The organism is Arthrobacter sp. SDR-2R (genome assembly GCF_057747955.1).
This window is the reverse complement of the sequence record NZ_CM173231.1, coordinates 1,753,797-1,774,486: the sequence shown is the minus strand read 5'-3', so window position 1 is coordinate 1,774,486 and position 20,690 is coordinate 1,753,797. Positions and strand designations below refer to the sequence as shown.

31 protein-coding genes are annotated in these 20,690 nt (G+C 62.6%); 4 read left to right on the top strand and 27 right to left on the bottom strand.

Annotated elements, in window-relative coordinates; translation table 11 throughout:
• Nucleotides 1-37: 37 nt before the first annotated feature.
• From rpsM to AC3ANU_RS08305, 4 genes are all read right to left on the bottom strand, one after another.
• Nucleotides 38-412 (bottom strand): 30S ribosomal protein S13, encoded by a 375-nt coding sequence (gene rpsM / locus AC3ANU_RS08320; protein ID WP_003803743.1) that lies wholly within the window; start codon nt 410-412, stop codon nt 38-40.
• A 184-nt stretch (nt 413-596) separates the two neighbouring features.
• Nucleotides 597-710 (bottom strand): 50S ribosomal protein L36, encoded by a 114-nt coding sequence (gene rpmJ / locus AC3ANU_RS08315; protein WP_009358722.1) that lies wholly within the window; start codon nt 708-710, stop codon nt 597-599.
• Between the two features lie 71 nt (nt 711-781).
• Complete coding sequence (infA, locus tag AC3ANU_RS08310) at nt 782-1,003, bottom strand: translation initiation factor IF-1 (RefSeq protein WP_009358723.1); 222 nt, start codon at nt 1,001-1,003, stop codon at nt 782-784.
• 171 nt (nt 1,004-1,174) lie between these two features.
• Nucleotides 1,175-2,113, bottom strand: a complete 939-nt coding sequence (locus tag AC3ANU_RS08305) for a P1 family peptidase (protein WP_488315827.1) — start codon at nt 2,111-2,113, stop codon at nt 1,175-1,177.
• Between the two features lie 215 nt (nt 2,114-2,328).
• Between AC3ANU_RS08305 and AC3ANU_RS08300 the strand changes: the two genes are divergently transcribed.
• Genes AC3ANU_RS08300 through AC3ANU_RS08290 form a run of 3 tightly spaced genes read left to right on the top strand, consistent with a single transcriptional unit; the run spans nt 2,329 to nt 5,615 of the window.
• Nucleotides 2,329-3,288, top strand: coding sequence for a carbohydrate ABC transporter permease (locus tag AC3ANU_RS08300; protein ID WP_026265743.1), 960 nt, complete (start codon nt 2,329-2,331; stop codon nt 3,286-3,288).
• On the top strand, nt 3,285-4,205 hold the full coding sequence (locus AC3ANU_RS08295) for a carbohydrate ABC transporter permease (protein ID WP_018769146.1): 921 nt from the start codon (nt 3,285-3,287) through the stop codon (nt 4,203-4,205). Before AC3ANU_RS08300 ends, AC3ANU_RS08295 begins: the two co-directional genes overlap by 4 nt.
• A gap of 60 nt (nt 4,206-4,265) precedes the next feature.
• Nucleotides 4,266-5,615 carry an ABC transporter substrate-binding protein gene (locus tag AC3ANU_RS08290; RefSeq protein WP_018769145.1) on the top strand — a complete coding sequence of 450 codons (1,350 nt, stop codon included), beginning with the start codon at nt 4,266-4,268 and terminating at the stop codon, nt 5,613-5,615.
• A gap of 108 nt (nt 5,616-5,723) precedes the next feature.
• Here the strand turns inward: AC3ANU_RS08290 and map are convergent, their stop codons facing one another.
• From map to rpsJ, 23 genes are all read right to left on the bottom strand, one after another.
• A complete protein-coding gene (gene map, locus AC3ANU_RS08285) occupies nt 5,724-6,551 on the bottom strand; it encodes a type I methionyl aminopeptidase (protein WP_144600745.1) in 828 nt (275 codons plus the stop codon).
• A gap of 72 nt (nt 6,552-6,623) precedes the next feature.
• Nucleotides 6,624-7,193, bottom strand: coding sequence for an adenylate kinase (locus AC3ANU_RS08280; protein ID WP_018760442.1), 570 nt, complete (start codon nt 7,191-7,193; stop codon nt 6,624-6,626).
• Between the two features lie 5 nt (nt 7,194-7,198).
• The gene (gene secY / locus AC3ANU_RS08275; protein ID WP_026265742.1) at nt 7,199-8,509 is read right to left on the bottom strand and encodes a preprotein translocase subunit SecY; all 1,311 of its coding nucleotides are present in this window, start codon (nt 8,507-8,509) and stop codon (nt 7,199-7,201) included.
• A 210-nt stretch (nt 8,510-8,719) separates the two neighbouring features.
• Complete coding sequence (gene rplO / locus AC3ANU_RS08270; protein WP_013601817.1) at nt 8,720-9,205, bottom strand: 50S ribosomal protein L15; 486 nt, start codon at nt 9,203-9,205, stop codon at nt 8,720-8,722.
• Nucleotides 9,206-9,412, bottom strand: coding sequence for a 50S ribosomal protein L30 (rpmD, locus tag AC3ANU_RS08265; protein ID WP_009358731.1), 207 nt, complete (start codon nt 9,410-9,412; stop codon nt 9,206-9,208).
• Nucleotides 9,413-9,414: 2 nt separating this feature from the next.
• Nucleotides 9,415-10,131: a 30S ribosomal protein S5 gene (gene rpsE / locus AC3ANU_RS08260; protein ID WP_018769142.1), complete on the bottom strand. Its 717-nt coding sequence runs from the start codon at nt 10,129-10,131 to the stop codon at nt 9,415-9,417.
• Nucleotides 10,128-10,511 (bottom strand): 50S ribosomal protein L18, encoded by a 384-nt coding sequence (gene rplR, locus AC3ANU_RS08255; RefSeq protein WP_018769141.1) that lies wholly within the window; start codon nt 10,509-10,511, stop codon nt 10,128-10,130. Before rplR ends, rpsE begins: the two co-directional genes overlap by 4 nt.
• Before the next feature lie 2 nt (nt 10,512-10,513).
• Nucleotides 10,514-11,050: a 50S ribosomal protein L6 gene (gene rplF, locus AC3ANU_RS08250; RefSeq protein ID WP_018769140.1), complete on the bottom strand. Its 537-nt coding sequence runs from the start codon at nt 11,048-11,050 to the stop codon at nt 10,514-10,516.
• A gap of 18 nt (nt 11,051-11,068) precedes the next feature.
• Nucleotides 11,069-11,467, bottom strand: coding sequence for a 30S ribosomal protein S8 (gene rpsH, locus AC3ANU_RS08245; protein ID WP_018769139.1), 399 nt, complete (start codon nt 11,465-11,467; stop codon nt 11,069-11,071).
• Between the two features lie 82 nt (nt 11,468-11,549).
• Nucleotides 11,550-12,131, bottom strand: coding sequence for a 50S ribosomal protein L5 (gene rplE, locus AC3ANU_RS08240; RefSeq protein ID WP_018769138.1), 582 nt, complete (start codon nt 12,129-12,131; stop codon nt 11,550-11,552).
• On the bottom strand, nt 12,131-12,493 hold the full coding sequence (rplX, locus tag AC3ANU_RS08235) for a 50S ribosomal protein L24 (RefSeq protein WP_015937845.1): 363 nt from the start codon (nt 12,491-12,493) through the stop codon (nt 12,131-12,133). The genes rplE and rplX overlap by 1 nt, the downstream gene beginning before the upstream one ends.
• Before the next feature lie 3 nt (nt 12,494-12,496).
• Nucleotides 12,497-12,865, bottom strand: a complete 369-nt coding sequence (gene rplN, locus AC3ANU_RS08230) for a 50S ribosomal protein L14 (protein ID WP_003803789.1) — start codon at nt 12,863-12,865, stop codon at nt 12,497-12,499.
• A 629-nt stretch (nt 12,866-13,494) separates the two neighbouring features.
• Nucleotides 13,495-13,800, bottom strand: a complete 306-nt coding sequence (gene rpsQ, locus AC3ANU_RS08225) for a 30S ribosomal protein S17 (RefSeq protein WP_018769137.1) — start codon at nt 13,798-13,800, stop codon at nt 13,495-13,497.
• The gene (gene rpmC / locus AC3ANU_RS08220) at nt 13,797-14,126 is read right to left on the bottom strand and encodes a 50S ribosomal protein L29 (protein ID WP_018769136.1); all 330 of its coding nucleotides are present in this window, start codon (nt 14,124-14,126) and stop codon (nt 13,797-13,799) included. The genes rpsQ and rpmC overlap by 4 nt, the downstream gene beginning before the upstream one ends.
• Before the next feature lie 2 nt (nt 14,127-14,128).
• Nucleotides 14,129-14,545 (bottom strand): 50S ribosomal protein L16, encoded by a 417-nt coding sequence (rplP, locus tag AC3ANU_RS08215; protein ID WP_043454603.1) that lies wholly within the window; start codon nt 14,543-14,545, stop codon nt 14,129-14,131.
• Nucleotides 14,546-15,376 (bottom strand): 30S ribosomal protein S3, encoded by an 831-nt coding sequence (rpsC, locus tag AC3ANU_RS08210; RefSeq protein ID WP_134163700.1) that lies wholly within the window; start codon nt 15,374-15,376, stop codon nt 14,546-14,548.
• On the bottom strand, nt 15,377-15,742 hold the full coding sequence (rplV, locus tag AC3ANU_RS08205; protein ID WP_009358304.1) for a 50S ribosomal protein L22: 366 nt from the start codon (nt 15,740-15,742) through the stop codon (nt 15,377-15,379).
• Between the two features lie 38 nt (nt 15,743-15,780).
• Nucleotides 15,781-16,062: a 30S ribosomal protein S19 gene (gene rpsS / locus AC3ANU_RS08200; protein WP_003803803.1), complete on the bottom strand. Its 282-nt coding sequence runs from the start codon at nt 16,060-16,062 to the stop codon at nt 15,781-15,783.
• A 12-nt stretch (nt 16,063-16,074) separates the two neighbouring features.
• Nucleotides 16,075-16,914: a 50S ribosomal protein L2 gene (gene rplB / locus AC3ANU_RS08195; protein ID WP_026264302.1), complete on the bottom strand. Its 840-nt coding sequence runs from the start codon at nt 16,912-16,914 to the stop codon at nt 16,075-16,077.
• Nucleotides 16,915-16,943: 29 nt separating this feature from the next.
• Nucleotides 16,944-17,249, bottom strand: a complete 306-nt coding sequence (rplW, locus tag AC3ANU_RS08190) for a 50S ribosomal protein L23 (protein WP_011692807.1) — start codon at nt 17,247-17,249, stop codon at nt 16,944-16,946.
• Nucleotides 17,246-17,866 carry a 50S ribosomal protein L4 gene (gene rplD, locus AC3ANU_RS08185; protein WP_018769134.1) on the bottom strand — a complete coding sequence of 207 codons (621 nt, stop codon included), beginning with the start codon at nt 17,864-17,866 and terminating at the stop codon, nt 17,246-17,248. Before rplD ends, rplW begins: the two co-directional genes overlap by 4 nt.
• Nucleotides 17,867-17,870: 4 nt before the next feature.
• Entirely contained in the window at nt 17,871-18,521 is a 651-nt protein-coding gene (rplC, locus tag AC3ANU_RS08180) for a 50S ribosomal protein L3 (protein WP_018769133.1), read from the bottom strand.
• A 17-nt stretch (nt 18,522-18,538) separates the two neighbouring features.
• Nucleotides 18,539-18,847, bottom strand: coding sequence for a 30S ribosomal protein S10 (gene rpsJ, locus AC3ANU_RS08175; RefSeq protein ID WP_003803825.1), 309 nt, complete (start codon nt 18,845-18,847; stop codon nt 18,539-18,541).
• Nucleotides 18,848-19,245: 398 nt separating this feature from the next.
• On the opposite strand from rpsJ, the gene AC3ANU_RS08170 reads away from it, so the two are divergent.
• A complete protein-coding gene (locus AC3ANU_RS08170; protein WP_018769132.1) occupies nt 19,246-20,682 on the top strand; it encodes a GH1 family beta-glucosidase in 1,437 nt (478 codons plus the stop codon).
• Nucleotides 20,683-20,690: the final 8 nt, after the last annotated feature.

Genomic DNA, 20,690 nt, shown 5'->3' with positions numbered 1-20,690 from the left:
GTTATTGGGGAAAGTCCGTAAATCCCGAGCGGGGATTTTAACGGGCCTTCTTCTTGCCGGCGACGGTACGCTTCGGGCCCTTGCGGGTACGTGCGTTGGTCTTCGTACGCTGACCGCGTACGGGCAGGCCCTTGCGGTGGCGCAGGCCTTCGTAGCTGCCGATTTCAACCTTGCGGCGAATATCTGCTGCTACTTCGCGGCGAAGGTCACCCTCAACCTTGTAGTTGCCTTCAATGTAGTCACGCAGCTCAACCAGCTGGGCGTCAGTCAGGTCCTTGACGCGAACGTCAGCGCTGATGCCCGTGGCAGCCAGGGTTTCGTGTGCACGGGTCTTGCCCACGCCGTAGATGTAAGTAAGCGCAATTTCCAGCCGCTTTTCGCGGGGAATGTCTACGCCAGCGAGACGAGCCATAGTGGCAGTACTCCTTGATAAACCGGAGGTCGTAGGCAGTACACCCGCATGTTCCATGCGGCCCCAGCCTCCGACCGGGGGTTAGCTGTCCGGACTCTTTCGAGCTCAATGTTCCAGATCAGCTTGTGCTGCCTTTATTTACTTGCGTGGGTTAGCAACCCAGGATTTCCTTCAGGGAAGGAAATTAGCCCTGGCGCTGCTTGTGGCGCGGGTTCTCGCAGATCACCATGACCCGGCCATTACGGCGGATCACTTTGCACTTTTCGCAGATCTGCTTGACGCTCGGCTTGACCTTCATGGCGTTCCTTTGCGTGTAGCAGTGTGGTCAACTGGAGCAGCGGTCAGCTTGTGCTGAAGCCGCCCAGCAATTTACTTGTAGCGGTAGACGATACGACCACGGGTGAGGTCGTACGGGCTCAGCTCCACCACTACGCGGTCCTCGGGGAGGATTCGGATGTAGTGCTGACGCATCTTTCCAGAGATGTGTGCCAGAACGATGTGCTTGTTGGTGAGCTCAACGCGAAACATCGCGTTAGGCAGCGCCTCGGTCACAACGCCTTCGATCTCAATGACCCCGTCCTTCTTGGCCATACCCTCCGCTAACTGTTGTTGCCGCAGTCCCGCCGGAATGCACCGGGCATGACCACGAACGTTTTTGTTGGATCGATTGCCGCCTCCAGGCCCAAAAGGGCGTGGCAGTCCAGACAACCAACAAACAACACTACCCTGTTGGCCGGTAAAAGTTAAATCGGCCATAGTAGCCTACGCCGGGCGGTACGCACCATATTCACCTGCTGGAGTGCTGACGCCTGCAGCGCTGGCCACGCCGTCCAGGATGGCCAGGCGGACGACGTCGGCCGCCGCACTCTGCAGCGTAATAAGGCTGACCTGCCGGGCAGCTTCGTCCGAGCGGTCCAGTGCCACGGCACCGGTTGCCAGGCAAAAAACGGTGTCCCCGTCGGCGAGGGTGTGGCTGGGATTCAAGGCACGGGCAATCCCCGCGTGCGAGGCAGCCGCCGTGCGCTTGCACTCGGCCGCATCCAGGACGGCGTTCGTGGCCACCACGGCAAGGGTGGTGTTCGTCGTGGTCGCTGCTTTGATTGGCGTTGGAAAGCCAGGTTTGGTCTGGTCGAACGGGAGCCCGAGTGCGTTGACTATGGCCAGCGCGCCGACCACTACCCCGTTCTCCAGCGTGACCGACGCCGTGCCAACTCCCCCTTTGTATTGCCCCCTGCCAATAAGTGCCCCGGTTCCGGCACCCACGTTGCCGCGTTCGACGACGTGCCCTTCCTTCTGTGCTGCCGCGGCGGCCGTTGCCGCGTAGCCCATGTCCGGCGTCGGCCGTGCCTTGAAGTCGCCGCCCCTGCCAAGGTCGAAGATCGCGGCAGCGGGGACGATGGGCACGACGCCCCCGGGAACGGCGAACCCCCGCCCATTCTCCTCGCACCAGCGCTGGGCACCGGCCGCGGACGCCAGCCCGTAGGCGCTGCCGCCGGTCAGCACCACGGCGTCCACCGCCCTGACCAGGGTGGTGGGGTCAAGGGCGTCCGTTTCATGTGTGGCAGGGCCGCCGCCCTGGACCTCCACCGAACCCACGCAGCCCGGCGGCGGCAGGACCACGGTGACGCCGGTCAGCCAGCCCCCGCTGTCCTTGTGGACCTGGCCTACCCGGATGCCCGGCACGTCGGTGATGGTTCCCATTCCCCTATTCTCCCCTCTGTGAGCGCGCCCCTGCCGCATCGCGGGACTTTGTGCGAGACTGCATTCAACACAGCGTTAACGGGCGACGAAGCCTTGGATAACAGTCCCCTGACAAGGGCATATGCGGGTTTCAGCCCCCTGACGGTCTGGTGTAGTAGTCCCTAGATCAAGCCAGGGCCGGCCACGAGCAGGCTCCCAACCCGGGAGAGACACGCATGACCCGTCAACTCGCCCCCCACCCCGCCGCCAAACCCAAGAGGCCTCCGGGGCGGTCCGCGAAAATCCCTAAGCGCCGGTGGACTGCACGGACCCGCAGGGACTTCTTTGTCTTCCTGGCCATGGCGCTGCCCAACCTGGTGCTGATCGCCGTCTTCACCTACCGGCCGCTGTTCAGCAATATCTATTACTCCACCCTCGACTGGACCCTTGGCTCCCCCACGGCCACCGTGGTTGGCCTCAGCAACTACGTCACCTTCTTCACCAGCAATGATGCGCCGAAAGTCCTGGGGACCACGGCTGTGTTCACCGTGGTCACGGTGGGCGGCTCCATGGTGCTGGGCCTGCTGGTGGCGCTGGCACTGAACGCGAAGGTCCGCGGCACCACCTTCGCCCGTTCGGCCGTCTTTGCCCCGTACGTACTCTCCGGCGTCGGCGTGGGCCTGGTGTGGCTGTTCATCTTCGACCCCGGCTACGGCGTCCTGGCCTGGCTGCTGCGCGGCATCGGGCAGCAGAGCCCGCAGTGGATCAACGACCCCCAACTCTCGCTGGTCATGGTGATCCTGGTCTACGTCTGGAAAAACCTGGGCTACTGCGCCGTGGTGTACCTTGCGGGGCTCCAGTCCCTCCCGGCGGATGTCATGGAAGCCGCGTCCCTGGACGGCGCCAACGGATTCCGCCGCTTTGTCAGCATCTCGCTGCCGCTGCTGTCCCCCACCACGTTTTTCCTCCTGATCACCACCATGCTCAGCTCGCTGCAGGCCTTCGACCTCATCCGGATCATGACGCCGCTGGGCACCGGCACCAGCACCCTGATCTACGAGGCCTACCTGCAGGCCTTCGGGGCGTACAACAGGGCCGGCTACTCGGCAGCCATTTCCGTGGTCCTGTTCGCAATCCTCCTGGTGATCACCGTGCTGCAGCTGCGGTTCGTGGAACGAAAGGTGCATTACTCGTGACTTCCCTTTCCCCGGTCAGCCCCGACCCCGCAGCTCCCGCCATTGCCGGACCGGAGCCAAGCCTCCACCGTGACCGGCCGTTCTCCCGCCGCAACCTCATCCGGACCGTGGTGGCCGGCTACCTGCCGCTGCTCGTGGCCACCCTGGTGGTGTTCCTGCCCCTCCTGTGGATGGTCCTGAGCTCCTTCAAGACGTCCGGCGAGATCGTCACCACGGACCTGAAGATCCTCCCTGAAAGCCTGGACCTGCAGAACTACCGGACCGCCATGACCACGGTGCCGTTTGGGCAGTTCTTCCTGAACAGCACCATCGTTACCCTGGCCGGGGCCACCATCAAGGTGCTGCTGGCGATCCTGACGGCCTATGCCCTGGTGTTTGTCCGCTTCCCGTTCCGGAACTTCATCTTCCTGCTGATCCTGGTGGCCCTCATGGTGCCGCCGCAGGTGTCCATCCTGCCCAACTTCATCCTGATCGCCGGCATCGGCGGGAAGAACACGCTGTGGGGCATCATCCTCCCCGGCCTTGGCACCGCGTTCGGAACGTTCCTGCTCCGCCAGCACTTCCGCACGCTTCCCGCCTCCATCCTGGAATCGGCCGAGGTGGACGGTGCCGGCCACTGGCGCCGGCTCTGGCAGATCGTGGTTCCCGTCTCGGTCCCGTCCATCGCCACCGTGGCGCTGGTGACGATCGTGACCGAATGGAATGACTACATCTGGCCCCTCATCATCACGGACCGCCCCGAAACCATGACCCTGCCCGTGGGTCTCACCCTGCTGCAGAACAACGAAAGCAACGCCGCCGGCTGGGGCGTCCTCATGGCCGGGGCGGTCCTGGTCATCGTTCCCATCCTGATCATTTTCGCGGCCCTCCAGCGCTACATCGTTGCGGGCCTCACCCAGGGCAGCGTAACCGGCTAAGCTGCCGGCCGCCGTCGTACCTTCCAACCTTTACCAAGGCAACAACCGAAAGGAACCGTCATGACACTGCACCTTGACCGGAGGCATTTCCTGGGCCTGGCAGGGGTATCCGCCTCTGCAGCTGCCCTGGCCGCATGCGGCGGACCATCAACAACCGGCGGCGGCCAGGCTACCTCCCAGGCAGCCGAGATCGACTTCAACGGCGTGAAGCCCGCCGCCAAGATCGACTTCTGGTCCAGCCACCCTGGCCAGTCCCAGGAGGTGGAGAAGAGCCTGATCGACAAATTCCACGCCAAGAACCCGGACATCACCGTCAACCTGGTCACCGCAGGTGCCAACTACGAGGAAATTGCCCAGAAGTTCCAGACCGCCCAGGCCGCTAAGTCGGGCCTGCCGGGCGTGGTGGTCCTGTCCGACGTCTGGTGGTTCCGCTACTACACCAACGGCAGCATCATTCCGGTTGACGGCCTTATCAAGCAGCTGGACATGAAGATGGACGACTTCCAGCAGTCGCTGGTCAATGACTACAAATACGACGGCAAGCAGTGGGCACTGCCCTACGGCCGGTCAACGCCGCTGTTCTACTACAACAAGGACCACTTTGCGGCGGCTGGAATTCCCGACCGTGCCCCGAAGACCTGGGACGAGTTCAGTCAGTGGGCACCCAAGCTGAAGGCAAGCTCGGGCGCGCAGTACGCCTACATCTACCCCGCCCTCGCCGGGTACGCGGGCTGGACGCTGCAGAACATGCTGTGGGGCTGGGGCGGCGGCTGGTCCAAGGAATGGAACATCACGTGCGACTCCACCGATTCCGTGGCGGCCCTGCAGTGGGCGCAGGACTCCATCTACAAGGACAAGTGGGCCGGTGTTTCGTCCAAGGAAGCGGCGGATGACTTCTCGGCCGGGCTGACCTCCACCACCATTTCGTCCACCGGTTCGCTGCTGGGGATCCTGAAGTCGGCCAAGTTCAACGTTGGTGTTGGCTTCCTGCCGGGCGGTCCCAAATCCCAGTCGAACGTGTGCCCCACGGGCGGCGCCGGGCTGGGCATCCCCAGCGGGATCACCAAGGAGGAACAGCTGGCCGCCGGCAAGTTCCTGGACTTCGTCACCCAGCCGGAGAGCACGGCGGAGTTCTCGGCAGCCACCGGCTACATGCCCACACGCAAGTCCGCGGACATGGCGGCCGTCCTGGCCAAGACGCCACAGATCAAGACCGCCATGGACCAGCTGGCGGTGACCAAAGTCCAGGACAACGCCCGGGTGTTCCTGCCGGGCGCCGACCAGGAAATGGCCAAGGCCGCCGCCAAGATCCTCACCCAGCAGGGCGACGTCAAGTCCACCATGACGGACCTCAAGAACACCCTGCAGAGCATCTACGACCGCGACGTGAAGCCGAAGCTGAAGTCCTAGCACCTGAGCGACGCGCAAAAGCCCTGGCGACACCCATATACGGGTATCGCCAGGGCTTTTGCGTGTCGTGCCTGAAGGCGCGCGTCGCTTACGGAATCGGCGCGTCGCCTATGGGATCGGCACGGGGGTGACGCCGAGGGGCAACAGGTGCTCCGCGCCGCCGTCGGGAGCTGAAAGCACCCAGATGCCTTTTTCGTGCACGGCCACGGAGTGCTCCCACTGGCAGGAACGCTTGGCGTCGGTGGTTACCACCGTCCAGTCGTCATCCAGGACTGCCGTGTCAATGCTGCCGCGGACCAGCATGGGCTCGATGGCCAGGCACAGGCCCGGTTTGATCTTGGGCCCGCGGTGGTTGGTGCGGTAGTTCAGGACGTCCGGTGCCATGTGCATCTCGGAGCCGATGCCGTGGCCCACGTAGTCCTCCAGGATGCCAAGCGGTTTGCCCGGCACAGATGAAACGTAGTCGTCGATGGCGGCTCCGATGTCCCCCACATGCGTGCCGGTTGCCAGTGCCGCGATCCCCCGCCACATCGCTGCATGGGTGACGTCGGACAGCCGCTGGTCCTCGGGGTCCGCGTTTCCCACGATCACCGTGCGGGCGGAGTCCGAATGCCAGCCGTTGACAATCGCGCCGCCGTCGATGGAGATGATGTCGCCGTCCTGCAGGACGCGGCTGCCGGGGATGCCGTGCACCACTTCCTCATTGACGGACGTGCAGATGGTAGCGGGGAAGCCGTGGTAGCCCAGGAAGTTGGACTTGGCCCCTGCCTCGTTGAGGACTGCGGCGAAGACGTCATCCAGGTGCTTGGTGGTGACCCCCGGCACCGCGGCGGCAACGGCGGCATCCAGTGCACGGCTGAGGACCAGGCCGGCCTCATGCATGGTGCGCATCTGGGCGTTGTTCTTGAATTCGATGCGGGGCTGGCCGAAGGCCATGGTGTGTCCTTTCAAATGGCTGAGGCTCCTCCCGGATGCCGGGAGGAGCCTCGATAAACCGGGCGCCTGGGGTCAGGCTGCCTGTGCGGCCTTGATGGCCTGCATGACGCGGTTGGTGACTTCGTCGATGGGACCGATCCCGTCAACCTGGGTGAGGATGCCGCGCTCGGCGTACTTTGCCACCACGGCTTCGGTCTGCTCGTGGTACAGGTCAAGGCGGTGGCGGATGACGGCTTCGTTGTCGTCGCTCCGGCCCGTTTCCTTGGCCCGGCCCAGGAGGCGGTGGACCAGTTCCTCGTCATCGGCGGTCAGCTGCAGGACCACGTCGAGCTTCTCGTCGCCGTCGGCGAGGATCTCGTCCAGGTAGTCCACCTGCGCGGTGGTGCGCGGGTAGCCGTCAAGCAGGAAGCCGTTCTCGACGTCGGACTCGCCCAGGCGGTCGCGGACCATCTTGTTGGTCACGCTGTCCGGAACAAAGTCACCGTTGTCCATGTACTTCTTGGCCTCGATGCCCAGAGGGGTTTCACCCTTCACGTTGGCCCGGAAGATGTCACCGGTGGAGATGGCCACAACGCCGAGGCGTTCTGAGATCCGCTCCGCCTGCGTTCCTTTTCCGGAACCGGGAGGTCCAATAATCAGCATTCTCGTCATCGCAAAAGCCCTTCGTAGTGACGTTGTTGTAGCTGCGCATCAATTTGCTTTACGGTCTCCAACCCAACGCCCACCATGATCAGGATCGAGGTGCCACCGAACGGGAAGTTCTGGTTTGCGTTGATCAGTACCAGTGCAACCAACGGGATCAGCGCCACGAAGCCCAGGTAGAGGGCGCCGGGCAGGGTGATCCGAGAGAGCACGTACTGCAGGTAATCAGCGGTCGGCCTGCCGGCGCGGATACCTGGGATGAAGCCGCCGTACTTCTTCATGTTGTCTGAGACTTCTTCAGGGTTGAAGGTAATCGCGACGTAGAAGTAGGTGAAGAACACGATCAGGACGAAGTAAACCGCCATATAGATCGGGTGGTCACCGCGGGTGAGGTTGTTGTTGATCCATTCAACCCACGGTTGCATCGACTCGCCGTTCCGGGGCTGGTTGAACTGTGCGATCAGCCCGGGAATGTAGAGCATGGAGGAAGCGAAGATCACCGGAATGACACCGGCCATGTTCACCTTGATGGGAATGTAGGTGCTGGTGCCGCCCACGGTGCGCCGGCCGATCATACGTTTGGCGTACTGGACCGGAACGCGCCGCTGGGACTGTTCCACGAAGACCACCAGCGCGACGGTGAGCAGGCCAACGGCCAGGACAATGAAGAAGGTCCCGGGGCCCTGCGAGGTCCAGATGGCACCCAGCGAGGTGGGGAACTGCGCAGCGATGGACGTGAAGATGAGCAGCGACATGCCGTTGCCCACGCCCTTCTCGGTGACGAGCTCACCCATCCACATGATCAGGCCGGTGCCGGCCGTCAGCGTGATGATGATCAGGATGGTGGTGATGATGCTGTTGTCCGGGATCACCGGCAGCTGGCAGCCGGGAAGCAGCTGCCCGGAGCGGGCCAGGGACACCAGCGTGGTGGCGTTGAGCAGGCCCAGCGCGATGGTGAGGTAGCGGGTGTACTGGGTCAGCTTGGACTGTCCCGACGCGCCCTCGTCGTAAAGCTGCTGGAACCGGGGAATGACCACCCGGAGCAGCTGGACGATGATGCTGGCCGTGATGTAGGGCATGATGCCCAGGGCGAAGATGGACACCTGGAGCAGCGCACCGCCGCTGAAGAGGTTAACGAGCTGGTACAGCCCGCCGGCGGTCTGACCGTTCTGCAAGCATTGCTGGACATTCTGGTAGTTCACACCTGGCGAGGGAATGAAAGCACCCAAGCGGAATATGGTGATGATTCCCAGCGTGAACAACAACTTGCGTCGCAGATCAGGCGTGCGAAAGGCCCGGCCAAATGCGCTAAGCAAGCGTCCTCCTGTGGTGTCAATAAGAGTGGGGGTGCGGAACTTGATAAATCCCGACAACCGAGTCTAACGGTTGAATGTGCCGTGCGAACAATCCGCGCCAGCGCGCATGCGCCGGATGGCAGGAAAATATCGCCCGGCGGATGTGAAAAACTCCCGGTATCCGGGGCCGAAGCCCGCGGATACCGGGAGTTCAACAGCTGGCGCCGTCCCTTAGAGGGCGGTGGTGCTTCCGCCTGCTGCAGCAATCTTTTCAGCGGCACTGGCCGAGAATGCGTGGGCGGTGACGTCAACCTTGACGGTGATGTCGCCGGTGCCCAGCACCTTGACGGGCTGGTTCTTGCGAACTGCGCCCTTTTCGACCAGGTTCTCCACGGTGACTGCGCCACCTTCCGGGAACAGCTCGTTGAGCTTGTCCAGGTTTACAACCTGGAACTCAACCCGGAACGGGTTCTTGAAGCCACGCAGCTTCGGCAGGCGCATGTGCAGCGGCAACTGGCCGCCGGCAAAGCCAGCCTTCACCTGGTAGCGAGCAGCCGTACCCTTGGTACCACGGCCGGCAGTCTTACCCTTGGATGCCTCACCACGACCAACACGGGTCTTGGCGGTCTTGGCACCCGGCGCGGGACGCAGGTGGTGAACCTTCAGGGCGTTCTGCTTCTCAGCAGCCTGTGCCTTATCAGCAGTGTTCTCTGCCATTTACTTCGCCTCCTCTACCTTTACCAGGTGCGGAACCGTGTTGAGCATTCCAACGGTCACGGCATCGGCGGTGCGGACAACGGTGTGTCCGATCCGCTTCAGGCCGAGGGACCGAAGGGTGTCGCGCTGGTTCTGCTTGCCGCCAATGGCGGACTTGATCTGAGTGATCTCCAACTGAGCGTCGGAGGGGACCAGGTTCTTAGCCATGACTAAACACCTGCCTTAGGGGCGAGGAGGGCCTTCACCAGTGCCGCCGGAGCGATCTCGTCGAGGGGCAGGCCGCGGCGTGCTGCCACTGCTGCCGGCTCTTCGAGGCGCTTCAGGGCATCAACAGTCGCGTGAACGATGTTGATGGCGTTGGAGGAACCGAGCGACTTGGAGAGGATGTCATGGATACCCACGCACTCCAGTACTGCACGGACCGGACCACCGGCGATAACACCGGTACCGGCGGAGGCCGGACGCAGCATTACAACGCCTGCAGCGGCTTCACCCTGAACGCGGTGCGGGATGGTGCTGCCTACGCGGGGAACGCGGAAGAAGGACTTCTTGGCCTCTTCAACGCCCTTGGCGATAGCAGCGGGAACTTCCTTGGCCTTGCCGTAGCCCACGCCGACCATGCCGTTACCGTCACCAACGACGACGAGTGCGGTGAAGCTGAAGCGACGACCACCCTTGACGACCTTGGAAACGCGGTTGATGGTGACAACGCGCTCTACGAACTGGTTCTTCTCGGCTTCACGGCCACCGTCGCGGCCGCCACGGCCACCGCGGTCGCCGCGGCCCTGGCCGCGGTCGCCACGCTCGCCGCGACGGGCGCCACCACGGCGGTCCTCGGCAGCGGGGGCAGTGGTCTCAGCAGCTGCGGCTTCGGGCGCCTTCTGATCTGCAGACACAGTGTCCTTTTCCTTGTTTGCTTCGGTCACAGTGACAGCCCACCTTCGCGTGCACCGTCAGCGACGGCGGCAATGCGGCCGTGGTACTTGTTACCACCACGGTCGAACACGACAGCCTCGACGCCGGCAGCCTTGGCACGTTCGGCAACGAGCTCGCCGACGCGCTTGGCCTTGGCAGTCTTGTCACCGTCGAATGCACGGAGGTCAGCTTCCAGGGTGGACGCGCTTGCTACGGTCTGGCCAATGCTGTCATCGACAACCTGGACAAATACGTGGCGTGCGGAGCGGTTGACCACCAGGCGGGGGCGGGCAGCCGTACCGGCAATGCGCTTGCGGATACGAAGCTGGCGGCGGCTGCGGGCAGCAGCCTTGCTCTTGTTCGTACGCTTCTTGTTAATGGAGATGGCCATGGTTACTTACCAGCCTTTCCGACCTTGCGGCGGATGACTTCGCCGGCGTAACGGATGCCCTTGCCCTTGTAGGGGTCCGGCTTCCGCAGCTTACGAATGTTGGCAGCAACTTCGCCGACCTGCTGCTTATTGATACCTGAGACAGAGAGCTTGGTCGGTCCCTCTACTGCAAAGGTGATGCCGGCCGGAGCGGAAACGCTGACCGGGTGGCTGTAGCCGAGAGCGAACTCAAGGTCAGATCCCTTGGCCTGAACGCGGTAACCGGTACCGACGATTTCAAGCTTCTTCTCGTAGCCTGCGGTGACGCCCTGGATCATGTTGGCGATCAGGGTGCGGGTCAGGCCGTGGAGCGAACGGGAGGCGCGCTCGTCGTTCGGGCGGCTGACGGTCAGGGTGTTCTCGTCCAGGGCAACCTCGATGGGGCTGGCCACAGTGTGGGTCAGCTCCCCCTTGGAACCCTTGACGCTGACGACAGAGCCGTCAACCTTGACCTCAACGCCGGCAGGAACGGTGATGGGGAGACGTCCAATACGTGACATTATTCTCTTCCTTTCCCGTTACCAGACGTACGCGAGGACTTCGCCGCCCACGCCCTTCTTGCCGGCCTGCTTGTCAGTCAGGAGGCCGGAAGAGGTGGACAGGATTGCGATTCCCAGGCCACCGAGCACGTGAGGCAGGTTGGTGGACTTCGCGTAAACGCGGAGACCCGGCTTGGAGATGCGGCGTACACCGGCGATGGAACGCTCGCGGTTCGGACCGAACTTGAGTTCGAGGGTCAGCTTCTTGCCAACCTCAGCGTCCTCTTCCTTCCAGCCGGCGATGAAACCTTCGGCCTTGAGGATGTCGGCAACGCGTGCCTTGAGCTTGCTGTAAGGCATAGACACGGAGTCGTGGTATGCCGAGTTTGCGTTACGCAGGCGCGTAAGCATATCTGCGACAGGATCTGTCATTGTCATGTGGGCTCATGCCCTTCCTCGTAACGGTTTCCGCCGTTCCCTCCTTGATGGAGCGGAGCGGCCGGACCTTTTACGTAGTTAATTAAGCTTCGGTTTTGAACGGGAAACCAAGCGCCTTGAGCAGCGCGCGGCCTTCGTCATCGGTCTTGGCGGTGGTCACAACCGTGATGTCCATACCGCGGACGCGGTCGATCTTGTCCTGGTCGATTTCGTGGAACATAACCTGCTCGGTCAGACCGAAGGTGTAGTTGCCGTTGCCATCGAACTGCTTGCCGCTGAGGCCGCGGAAGTCGCGGATACGGGGCAGGGCCAGGGTGACCAGGCGGTCCACGAATTCCCACATGCGGTCGCCACGCAGGGTTGCGTGTGCACCGATGGGCATGCCTTCGCGCAGCTTGAACTGTGCGATCGACTTGCGGGCCTTGGTAACCTGCGGCTTCTGGCCGGTGATCTGGGTGAGGTCGCGGACAGCGCCGTCGATCAGCTTGGAGTCCTTGGCGGCATCTCCAACACCCATGTTCACAACAACCTTCACCAGGCGGGGTACCTGGTTCACGTTCTCGTACTTGAATTCATCCTGGAGCGTTGCCTTGATGGATTCGGCGTACTTGGTCTTCAGACGAGGAACGATCTTCGTTGCCGGAGTCTCGAGAGTCTCAGTCATTAGATGTCCTTCCCGGAGCTCTTGGACACGCGGATGCGGACGGTCTTCTTGACACCGTTCTTCTCCACCGTGTCGAGGCGGAAGCCCACGCGGGTCGGCTTCTTGGTCGACGGGTCAACCAGGGCCACGTTGGAAATGTGGATCGGGGCCTCTACGACCTCGATGCCACCGGTCTTGGTGCCGCGCTGCGACTGTCCAACCCGGGTGTGCTTGGTGACGCGGTTGATACCCTCAACCAGCACGCGGTTGGTGTCGGTGAATACGCGCAGAACCTTGCCCTGCTTGCCGCGGTCGCCGCCGCGCTCAGCCTTGGCGCCAGTGATGACCTGAACCAGGTCACCCTTCTTGATCTTTGCAGCCATGGACTAGAGCACCTCCGGAGCCAGAGAAACGATCTTCATGAACTTCTTGTCACGCAGTTCACGACCAACCGGTCCGAAGATACGGGTACCGCGGGGGTCACCGTCGTTCTTCAGGATCACAGCTGCGTTCTCGTCAAACTTGATGTAGGAACCATCCGCACGGCGGCGTTCCTTCTTGGTACGGACGATGACGGCCTTGACCACATCGCCCTTCTTTACGTTGCCGCCCGGGATTGCATCCTTGACGGTGGCGACAATGACGTCACCGATGCCTGCGTAGCGACGGCCGGATCCACCGAGAACGCGAATGGTAAGGATTTCCTTAGCACCCGTGTTGTCGGCGACCTTGAGTCGCGACTCCTGCTGAATCACTATTTACTCCTTGCGTCGCGCCGGTTCTCAGGTCGTGATCTTGCTACGGAATGAGCCTTGCGGAACGGTTGATCGGGGTGTCTCTTGACCTGCCTGGATTTTGCCAGACCAGGCCTAAACGCCCGTGCCAGAAGCAGTTGCTCCCATCCGGTCCGGGACGGATCCCGGGCGCACAGGGCACTATGCTGTGGCACGCTTGTTTACGAGGTTGATGACGGCGCGCGAAAGGCGCCATACAAACTCAATATCCTAGCACGTTTTCCGCCGGTCCCCATATCACCACCGCCCACCACCCCGCAAGACGGACGACGGCGTCACGCAGGGCAGCCTTTCGGCCCACCAAAGGTGCCACTCCCCCGCCAGTCCAGGCGCCGCCGTCGTCCGGCAGTCCACTACGCCCCATCACTACCTGCAGGAAATCCTCCAACGCGCCATCACCTCCCGCTGGTACGTTTCGGCAAGTGATGTGGCGTTTCCGAAAAGCGTGCAGGAACTGATGGGGCGTTTCGGGAAAAGATGCAGGAAGTGATGGGGCGTCTGTGTGGGACGGACGGCCACGCCCGCTGCCCGTTAAACGAGGAAGCCCCCGCTCCCGGGAGGGAGCAGGGGCAACAGCTAAGCAGCAGGTGCTACTTGGCCTTCTCGAGGATTTCCACGAGCCGCCAGTTCTTGGTGGCGGACAGCGGACGGGTCTCGGCGATGACTACGAGGTCGCCGATGCCGGCGGTGTTCTCTTCGTCGTGTGCCTTGACCTTGGAAGTGCGGCGGATGACCTTGCCGTACAGTGCGTGCTTCACGCGGTCTTCAACCTCGACGACGATGGTCTTTTCCATCTTGTCAGAGACCACGTAGCCGCGACGGGTCTTGCGGTAACCGCGCTGCCCAGCCTTGGCTGCGGTAGCAGTTTCGGTCACGTTCTGGTCCTTTTCACTCACTTGGCGTCCTCCTCGGTCTCAGCCTTTTCAGCCTTGTCGGCCTTCTTGGTTGAAGCCTTCTTGGACTTCTTCTCTTCCTTGGCTTCCACAACCGGTGCGGCAACCTCGGCACGAATGCCCAGCTCGCGTTCGCGGAGAACGGTGTAGATGCGGGCGATGTCCTTCTTTACCGCGCGCAGGCGACCGTGGTTCTCCAGCTGTCCGGTGGCGGACTGGAAACGCAGGTTGAACAGCTCTTCCTTGGCCTTGCGGAGTTCTTCAACGAGACGCTCGTTGTCGAAACCGTCCAGCTGTGCGGGAGCCAGATCCTTGGATCCTACTGCCATTTCTATTCACCACCCTCGCGACGCACAATGCGTGCCTTCAACGGCAGCTTGTGGATTGCCAGGCGCAGGGCCTCGCGAGCTACCTCTTCATTGACACCGGAGAGTTCGAACAGAACCCGGCCCGGCTTGACGTTGGCGACCCACCATTCCGGTGAACCCTTACCGGAACCCATGCGGGTTTCGGCCGGCTTCTTGGTCAGGGGACGGTCCGGGTAGATGTTGATCCAGACCTTACCGCCACGCTTGATGTGGCGGGTCATCGCGATACGAGCGGACTCGATCTGACGGTTGGTGACGTATGCCGGGCTCAGGGCCTGGATGCCGTACTCACCGAAGGAGACCTGGGTACCGCCCGTAGCAGCGCCGGAACGACCCGGGTGGTGCTGCTTACGGTGCTTTACTCGACGTGGGATAAGCATTTAAGCCTGTCCTCCTTCTGCAGCAGCAGGTGCTGCTTCAACTGCCGGTGCTTCGGCAGCAGGAGCTGCGTCAGCGGCCGGGCGGTCGGTGCGACGGCGGCGGTCACCACGGTCAGCGCCACCCGGGCGGCCGGGACGGTCGCCACGGTTACCGCGGGACGGAGCTGCAGCAGCCTGTGCTGCCAGTTCCTTGGCGGTGACGTCACCCTTGTAGATCCAGACCTTCACGCCGATACGGCCGAAGGTGGTCTTGGCTTCGTAGAAGCCGTAGTCGATGTTCGCGCGGAGGGTGTGCAGGGGCACACGGCCTTCGCGGTAGAACTCCGAGCGGGACATTTCAGCGCCACCCAGGCGGCCCGAGCAGGCGATACGGATGCCCTTGGCACCTGCACGCTGAGCGGACTGCATGGCCTTCTTCATCGCACGGCGGAATGCCACGCGGGAAGTCAGCTGCTCTGCAACGCCCTGGGCAACAAGCTGGGCTTCCATCTCGGGGTTCTTGACCTCGAGGATGTTCAGCTGGACCTGCTTGCCGGTGAGCTTTTCGAGCTCGCCGCGGATGCGGTCTGCTTCTGCTCCACGGCGGCCGATGACGATGCCGGGACGTGCCGTGTGGATGTCCACGCGGACACGGTCACGGGTGCGCTCGATCTCGACCTTGGCGATGCCGGCGCGCTCCATGCCCGTGGACATGAGCTGGCGGATGCGGATGTCTTCGCGGACGAAGTCCTTGTACCGCTGGCCTGCCTTGGTGCTGTCAGCGAACCAGTGCGATACGTGATCGGTGGTGATGCCGAGTCGGAACCCGTGCGGGTTTACTTTCTGTCCCACTTAGCGAGCCTCCTCTTTCTCCGGGGTAGCGACTACCACGGTGATGTGGCTGGTGCGCTTCTTGATCTGAAATGCACGACCCTGGGCACGCGGCTGGAACCGCTTCATGGTCGGGCCTTCATCAACAAACGCTTCGCTGATGATGAGGTCGCCTTCGTCAAACGCCACGCCGTCGCGGTCCGCGAGGACCCGGGCGTTGGAGATTGCCGACTGAACTACCTTGAATACCGGCTCCGAAGCTGCCTGGGGGGCAAACTTCAGAATTGCCAGAGCCTCATTCGCTTGCAATCCACGAACAAGGTTGACGACGCGCCGGGCCTTCATAGGCGTTACGCGGATGTGGCGCGCAATTGCCTTGGCTTCCATTGCTTTCCTTCTCTCGTCTTTGACGTAAACGCAGGCGCCTAGCGGCGCTTGCCCTTACGGTCGTCCTTGACATGGCCGCGGAATGTCCGCGTGGGAGCGAATTCGCCGAGCTTGTGCCCGACCATCGACTCAGTGACAAACACCGGGATGTGCTTGCGTCCGTCGTGTACGGCGATCGTGTGTCCGAGCATGTCGGGGATGATCATCGAACGGCGGGACCAGGTCTTGATGACGTTCTTGGTGCCCTTTTCGTTTTCCCTGGCTACCTTCACAAAGAGGTGCTGGTCGACGAAAGGACCTTTTTTCAGGCTGCGTGGCATGTGTCCAGGCTCCTATCGCTTGTTCTTGCCAGTACGACGGCGACGCACAATAAGCTTGTCGCTCTCTTTGTTGGGGCGGCGGGTGCGGCCTTCACGCTTACCGTTCGGGTTGACGGGGTTACGTCCACCGGACGTCTTACCCTCGCCACCACCGTGCGGGTGGTCAACCGGGTTCATGGCAACACCACGGACGGTCGGGCGGACGCCCTTCCACCGCATACGGCCGGCCTTGCCCCAGTTGATGTTCGACTGCTCGGCGTTGCCCACCTCGCCGACGGTTGCGCGGCAGCGCACGTCAACGTTGCGGATTTCACCGGAAGGCAGGCGCAGCTGGGCGAAGCGGCCTTCCTTGGCAACAAGCTGGATGGATGCGCCGGCGGAGCGGCCCATCTTGGCGCCGCCACCCGGACGCAGTTCCACTGCGTGGATAACGGTACCCACCGGGATGTTGAGCAGGGGCAGGTTGTTACCGGGCTTGATGTCAGCACCGGCACCTGCCTCGACAACGTCACCCTGGGAGAGCTTGTTGGGAGCGATGATGTAACGCTTGGTGCCATCAACGTAGTGCAGGAGGGCGATGCGAGCCGTGCGGTTCGGATCGTACTCGATTTCGGCAACGCGGGCGTTGACGCCGTCCTTGTCGTGGCGACGGAAGTCGATCAGACGGTACTGGCGCTTGTGCCCACCACCCTTGTGACGGGTGGTGATCTTACCGGTGTTGTTACGGCCGCCCTTCTTGGGCAGCGGACGTACCAACGACTTTTCCGGCGTCGACCGCGTAATTTCGATGAAGTCCGCTACGCTCGAGCCACGACGGCCCGGGGTAGTCGGCTTGTACTTACGGATTCCCATAATTTATTTCCTCGTTAAAGTGGTCTCCGCTACGCGAGCGGACCGCCGAAGATGTCGATGGTGCCTTCTTTGAGGGTGACAATCGCACGCTTGGTGTTCTTGCGGGTACCCCATCCGAATTTGGTGCGCTTGCGCTTACCGGCACGGTTGATGGTGTTGATCGATTCGACCTTGACGGAGAAGATCTTCTCCACGGCCAGCTTGATCTCGGTCTTGTTCGAACGGGGGTCCACCAGGAAGGTGTACTTGCCCTCGTCGATCAGGCCGTAGCTCTTTTCCGACACGACGGGTGCAAGCACGACGTCGCGGGGATCCTTGATGGTGGCTGCACTCACTTGGCATCCTCCTCGTTCTTAGCTGCCTTAGCGGCAACGAATGCGTCGTAGGCAGCCTTGGTGAAGACAACGTCATCAGAGACGAGAACGTCGTAGGTGTTCAGCTGGTCTACATACAGAACGTGAACGCCGGCGAGGTTGCGCACGGACAGTGCGGCAACGTCGTTATCGCGCTCGATGACGACCAGCAGGTTCTTGCGGTCGGACACACCGCGGAGCGTTGCCAGTGCGGTCTTGGCGGAGGGCTTGGTGCCTTCAACCAGTTCTGCGACAACGTGGATGCGACCGTTGCGTGCCCGGTCAGACAGTGCGCCGCGCAGTGCAGCAGCAATCATCTTCTTGGGGGTGCGCTGGCTGTAGTCACGCGGGGTGGGACCGTGGACGATGCCACCGCCGGTCATGTGGGGAGCACGGATGGAACCCTGACGGGCGCGGCCGGTGCCCTTCTGCTTGAACGGCTTGCGTCCTGCACCGGAAACTTCAGCGCGGGTCTTGGTCTTGTGGGTTCCCTGGCGGGCAGCAGCGAGCTGGGCAACGACAACCTGGTGCAGCAGCGGCACGTTGGTCTGAACGTCGAAGATCTCTGCAGGCAGGTCAACCTGGACAGTGTTAGCCATTGAACTAGGCTCCCTTCACGGCGGTGCGTACGAGTACGACCTGGCCGCGGGCGCCGGGAACGGCACCCTTGATCAGGAGCAGCGACTTCTCGACGTCAACCGCGTGGACCGTGAGGTTCAGCGTGGTGTGACGAACGGCGCCCATGCGGCCGGCCATTTTCATGCCCTTGAAGACGCGGCTCGGGGTGGATGCGCCACCGATTGAACCGGGCTTACGGTGGTTCTTGTGGGCACCGTGGGAAGCTCCAACACCGTGGAAGCCGTGACGCTTCATAACACCGGCGAAGCCCTTACCCTTGGTGGTGCCGATGACGTCGATCTTCTGGCCGGCTTCGAAGACCTCTACGGAGAGCTCCTGGCCCAGCTCGTACTCGGCAGCATCTGCGGTACGGAGTTCGACGACGTGGCGGCGAGGCGTGACGCCTGCCTTTTCAAAGTGACCAGCCAGCGGCTTGGTGACCTTGCGGGGATCGATCTGGCCGTAGCCGATCTGAACGGCGACGTAGCCATCGGTCTCAGCGTTGCGCAGCTGGGTGATGACGTTCGAGTCTGCCTGGACCACAGTGACGGGGATGAGCTTGTTGTTCTCGTCCCAGACCTGGGTCATGCCGAGCTTCGTGCCCAACAGGCCCTTTACGTTACGGGTTGCGGTCATAGTTTCTCAGCACCTCCCTACAGCTTGATTTCGATGTTCACGTCAGCCGGCAGGTCGAGACGCATGAGCGAGTCAACAGCCTTCGGCGTGGGATCGATGATGTCGATAAGACGCTTGTGCGTGCGCATTTCAAAGTGCTCGCGGCTGTCCTTGTACTTGTGCGGAGAGCGGATCACGCAGTACACGTTCTTCTCCGTCGGCAGCGGCACGGGGCCGACTACCGTTGCGCCTGCGCGCGTGACCGTCTCAACGATCTTCCGTGCTGAAACGTCAATGACCTCGTGGTCGTATGACTTCAGCCGGATGCGGATTTTTTGTCCCGCCATGTCGCCTGACTCTCTTTCAGTCTGTGCTTCCCCGGTTTAGGGCTGCCCTGTTCACTTACTCGTTGTATGGCTGCCGAAGCATTTGAGGTCGTAACCACCATCCGCCGCACAAACTGAATCCGGATGAATCCGGGTTCCTCACCTTGCCGGCGTAACCGACCCCCGCGGTCGGGCGTGTCGCGCTGGGCGCACATATAAATCCGCAGTTCCATGGGGGTGGGTTATGTTTGGTCTTCAGCTTGGACCCTGCACCCGGCATTATCCGGATCGGGACGCGAAGAAGCGCTTGAACAACTCATCTAGTATGCCGGAAATCCGCGGCAGATGCGAATCGGCTCCGGGTCCGGGCTGGTCACCGGCCATTGCCGCGGACCCGAACGCGCTGGATGATAGGGAGCATGACCCTGGAAGGCACTGAATCGGTGACCGAACTGGCCGGACGCGTTCCGCCGTCGTTCACGCTTGGCGTCGCGGCGGCGGCGTTCCAAATTGAAGGCGCACTCAAGGCCGGGGGCCGCGGGCCATCGGGGTGGGATGCCTTTGCGGAAAAGCCCGGCGCCATCCAGGACGGACACTCCCCCGCCGTGGCCTGCGACCATTACAACAGGTTGCCGGAGGATGTGGCGCTGCTCAAGGAACTGGGCGTTGACTCATACCGGTTCTCGCTGTCCTGGCCACGCATCCAGCCGGATGGCCAGGGCGGCTTCAATCCCGAGGGCCTGGACTTTTACGACCGGCTGATCGACCAACTCCTTGAGGCCGGCATCTCCCCCATGGCAACGCTCTACCACTGGGACACCCCGTTGCCCCTGGAACACCGCGGCGGCTGGCTGAACCGTGACACCGCGGAGCGGTTTGGCGAGTATGCCAGGGCTGCCGGCGAGCGGTTCGGCGATCGCGTGGCGCAGTGGGTCACCCTCAACGAACCGGTCTCGGTCACCCTGAACGGCTATGCCCTTGGAGTGCACGCACCGGGGCGCCGGTTGATGTTTGACGCCCTTCCCGCCATCCATCACCAGCTCCTGGCGCACGGGCTCGGCGTGCAGGCACTGCGGGCGGCCGGCGTGGCGGGCGGCATCGGCCTGACCAACCTGCATTCCCCCGTCAGGCCCGCCACCAGGAAGCTTGGCGACCGGCTGGTGGCCCATCTCTACGACCTGCTCATGAACAGGATCTATGCCGACCCCGTCCTGCTGGGCCAATACCCCTCGCTGCCGCTGTACGCTAAGCCCTGGCTGCGATCAATCGGCAGGATTTCCGATGCGGACCTCCGGACCATCCACCAGCCGCTGGACTTCTACGGACTGAACTACTACTTCCCCGTCAAGGTGGCCCTGGGGCCGGGCATCACTCCCCTGCCTGCGGATATGCACAAGCAACTCGCCAAGCTGCCCTTCCACGAGGTTGGCTACTCCGAGTTCGACAGCACAGGATTCGGCTGGCCCGTGGCACCTGACCATCTGGGAATCCTGCTGCGGGAAATGCGGGACCGGTACGGAGCGGCCCTCCCCCCGGTGTACATCACCGAGGGCGGTGCCAGCTTCCCCGAACCCGACCGTATCGCCGGCACACTGGAAGACACCGACCGCGTGGAGTACCTTGCCGCACATCTGACGGCAGCGCTTGACGCCACCGCCCCCGGCGGCCACGCCGAGGGCGTGGATCTCCGGGGCTACTACGTCTGGACGCTGATGGACAACTTTGAGTGGGCGGCCGGCTACTCACAGCGTTTTGGGCTGGTGCACGTGGACTTCGAGACACTGGAGCGGACGCCCAAGCGGTCCTTCTACTGGTACCAGGCGTTGTCCAGGGCACGGCGCCACCGGCCACATTAGTGGCGCGC

What these genes read in the sequence shown, in the direction of transcription:
- rplD (WP_018769134.1), bottom strand. Translation starts at nt 17,866, where the DNA reads ATGGCTAACACTGTCCAGGTTGACCTGCCTGCAGAGATCTTCGACGTT.
- rplF (WP_018769140.1), bottom strand. Translation starts at nt 11,050, where the DNA reads ATGTCACGTATTGGACGTCTCCCCATCACCGTTCCTGCCGGCGTTGAG.
- rplX (WP_015937845.1), bottom strand. Translation starts at nt 12,493, where the DNA reads ATGGCTGCAAAGATCAAGAAGGGTGACCTGGTTCAGGTCATCACTGGC.
- AC3ANU_RS08280 (WP_018760442.1), bottom strand. Translation starts at nt 7,193, where the DNA reads ATGCTGATTATTGGACCTCCCGGTTCCGGAAAAGGAACGCAGGCGGAG.
- rpsM (WP_003803743.1), bottom strand. Translation starts at nt 412, where the DNA reads ATGGCTCGTCTCGCTGGCGTAGACATTCCCCGCGAAAAGCGGCTGGAA.
- rplC (WP_018769133.1), bottom strand. Translation starts at nt 18,521, where the DNA reads ATGACCGCAACCCGTAACGTAAAGGGCCTGTTGGGCACGAAGCTCGGC.
- rplO (WP_013601817.1), bottom strand. Translation starts at nt 9,205, where the DNA reads ATGGCAGAGAACACTGCTGATAAGGCACAGGCTGCTGAGAAGCAGAAC.
- AC3ANU_RS08300 (WP_026265743.1), top strand. Translation starts at nt 2,329, where the DNA reads ATGACCCGTCAACTCGCCCCCCACCCCGCCGCCAAACCCAAGAGGCCT.
- AC3ANU_RS08305 (WP_488315827.1), bottom strand. Translation starts at nt 2,113, where the DNA reads ATGGGAACCATCACCGACGTGCCGGGCATCCGGGTAGGCCAGGTCCAC.
- AC3ANU_RS08290 (WP_018769145.1), top strand. Translation starts at nt 4,266, where the DNA reads ATGACACTGCACCTTGACCGGAGGCATTTCCTGGGCCTGGCAGGGGTA.
- rpmD (WP_009358731.1), bottom strand. Translation starts at nt 9,412, where the DNA reads ATGGCTAAGAACCTGGTCCCCTCCGACGCTCAGTTGGAGATCACTCAG.
- rplE (WP_018769138.1), bottom strand. Translation starts at nt 12,131, where the DNA reads ATGACTGAGACTCTCGAGACTCCGGCAACGAAGATCGTTCCTCGTCTG.
- map (WP_144600745.1), bottom strand. Translation starts at nt 6,551, where the DNA reads ATGGCCTTCGGCCAGCCCCGCATCGAATTCAAGAACAACGCCCAGATG.
- rpsS (WP_003803803.1), bottom strand. Translation starts at nt 16,062, where the DNA reads ATGCCACGCAGCCTGAAAAAAGGTCCTTTCGTCGACCAGCACCTCTTT.
- infA (WP_009358723.1), bottom strand. Translation starts at nt 1,003, where the DNA reads ATGGCCAAGAAGGACGGGGTCATTGAGATCGAAGGCGTTGTGACCGAG.
- rplV (WP_009358304.1), bottom strand. Translation starts at nt 15,742, where the DNA reads ATGGAAGCCAAGGCAATTGCGCGCCACATCCGCGTAACGCCTATGAAG.
- AC3ANU_RS08170 (WP_018769132.1), top strand. Translation starts at nt 19,246, where the DNA reads ATGACCCTGGAAGGCACTGAATCGGTGACCGAACTGGCCGGACGCGTT.
- rplP (WP_043454603.1), bottom strand. Translation starts at nt 14,545, where the DNA reads ATGCTTATCCCACGTCGAGTAAAGCACCGTAAGCAGCACCACCCGGGT.
- rpmJ (WP_009358722.1), bottom strand. Translation starts at nt 710, where the DNA reads ATGAAGGTCAAGCCGAGCGTCAAGCAGATCTGCGAAAAGTGCAAAGTG.
- rpsH (WP_018769139.1), bottom strand. Translation starts at nt 11,467, where the DNA reads ATGACAATGACAGATCCTGTCGCAGATATGCTTACGCGCCTGCGTAAC.
- rpsJ (WP_003803825.1), bottom strand. Translation starts at nt 18,847, where the DNA reads ATGGCGGGACAAAAAATCCGCATCCGGCTGAAGTCATACGACCACGAG.
- rpmC (WP_018769136.1), bottom strand. Translation starts at nt 14,126, where the DNA reads ATGGCAGTAGGATCCAAGGATCTGGCTCCCGCACAGCTGGACGGTTTC.
- rplR (WP_018769141.1), bottom strand. Translation starts at nt 10,511, where the DNA reads ATGGCCATCTCCATTAACAAGAAGCGTACGAACAAGAGCAAGGCTGCT.
- rplB (WP_026264302.1), bottom strand. Translation starts at nt 16,914, where the DNA reads ATGGGAATCCGTAAGTACAAGCCGACTACCCCGGGCCGTCGTGGCTCG.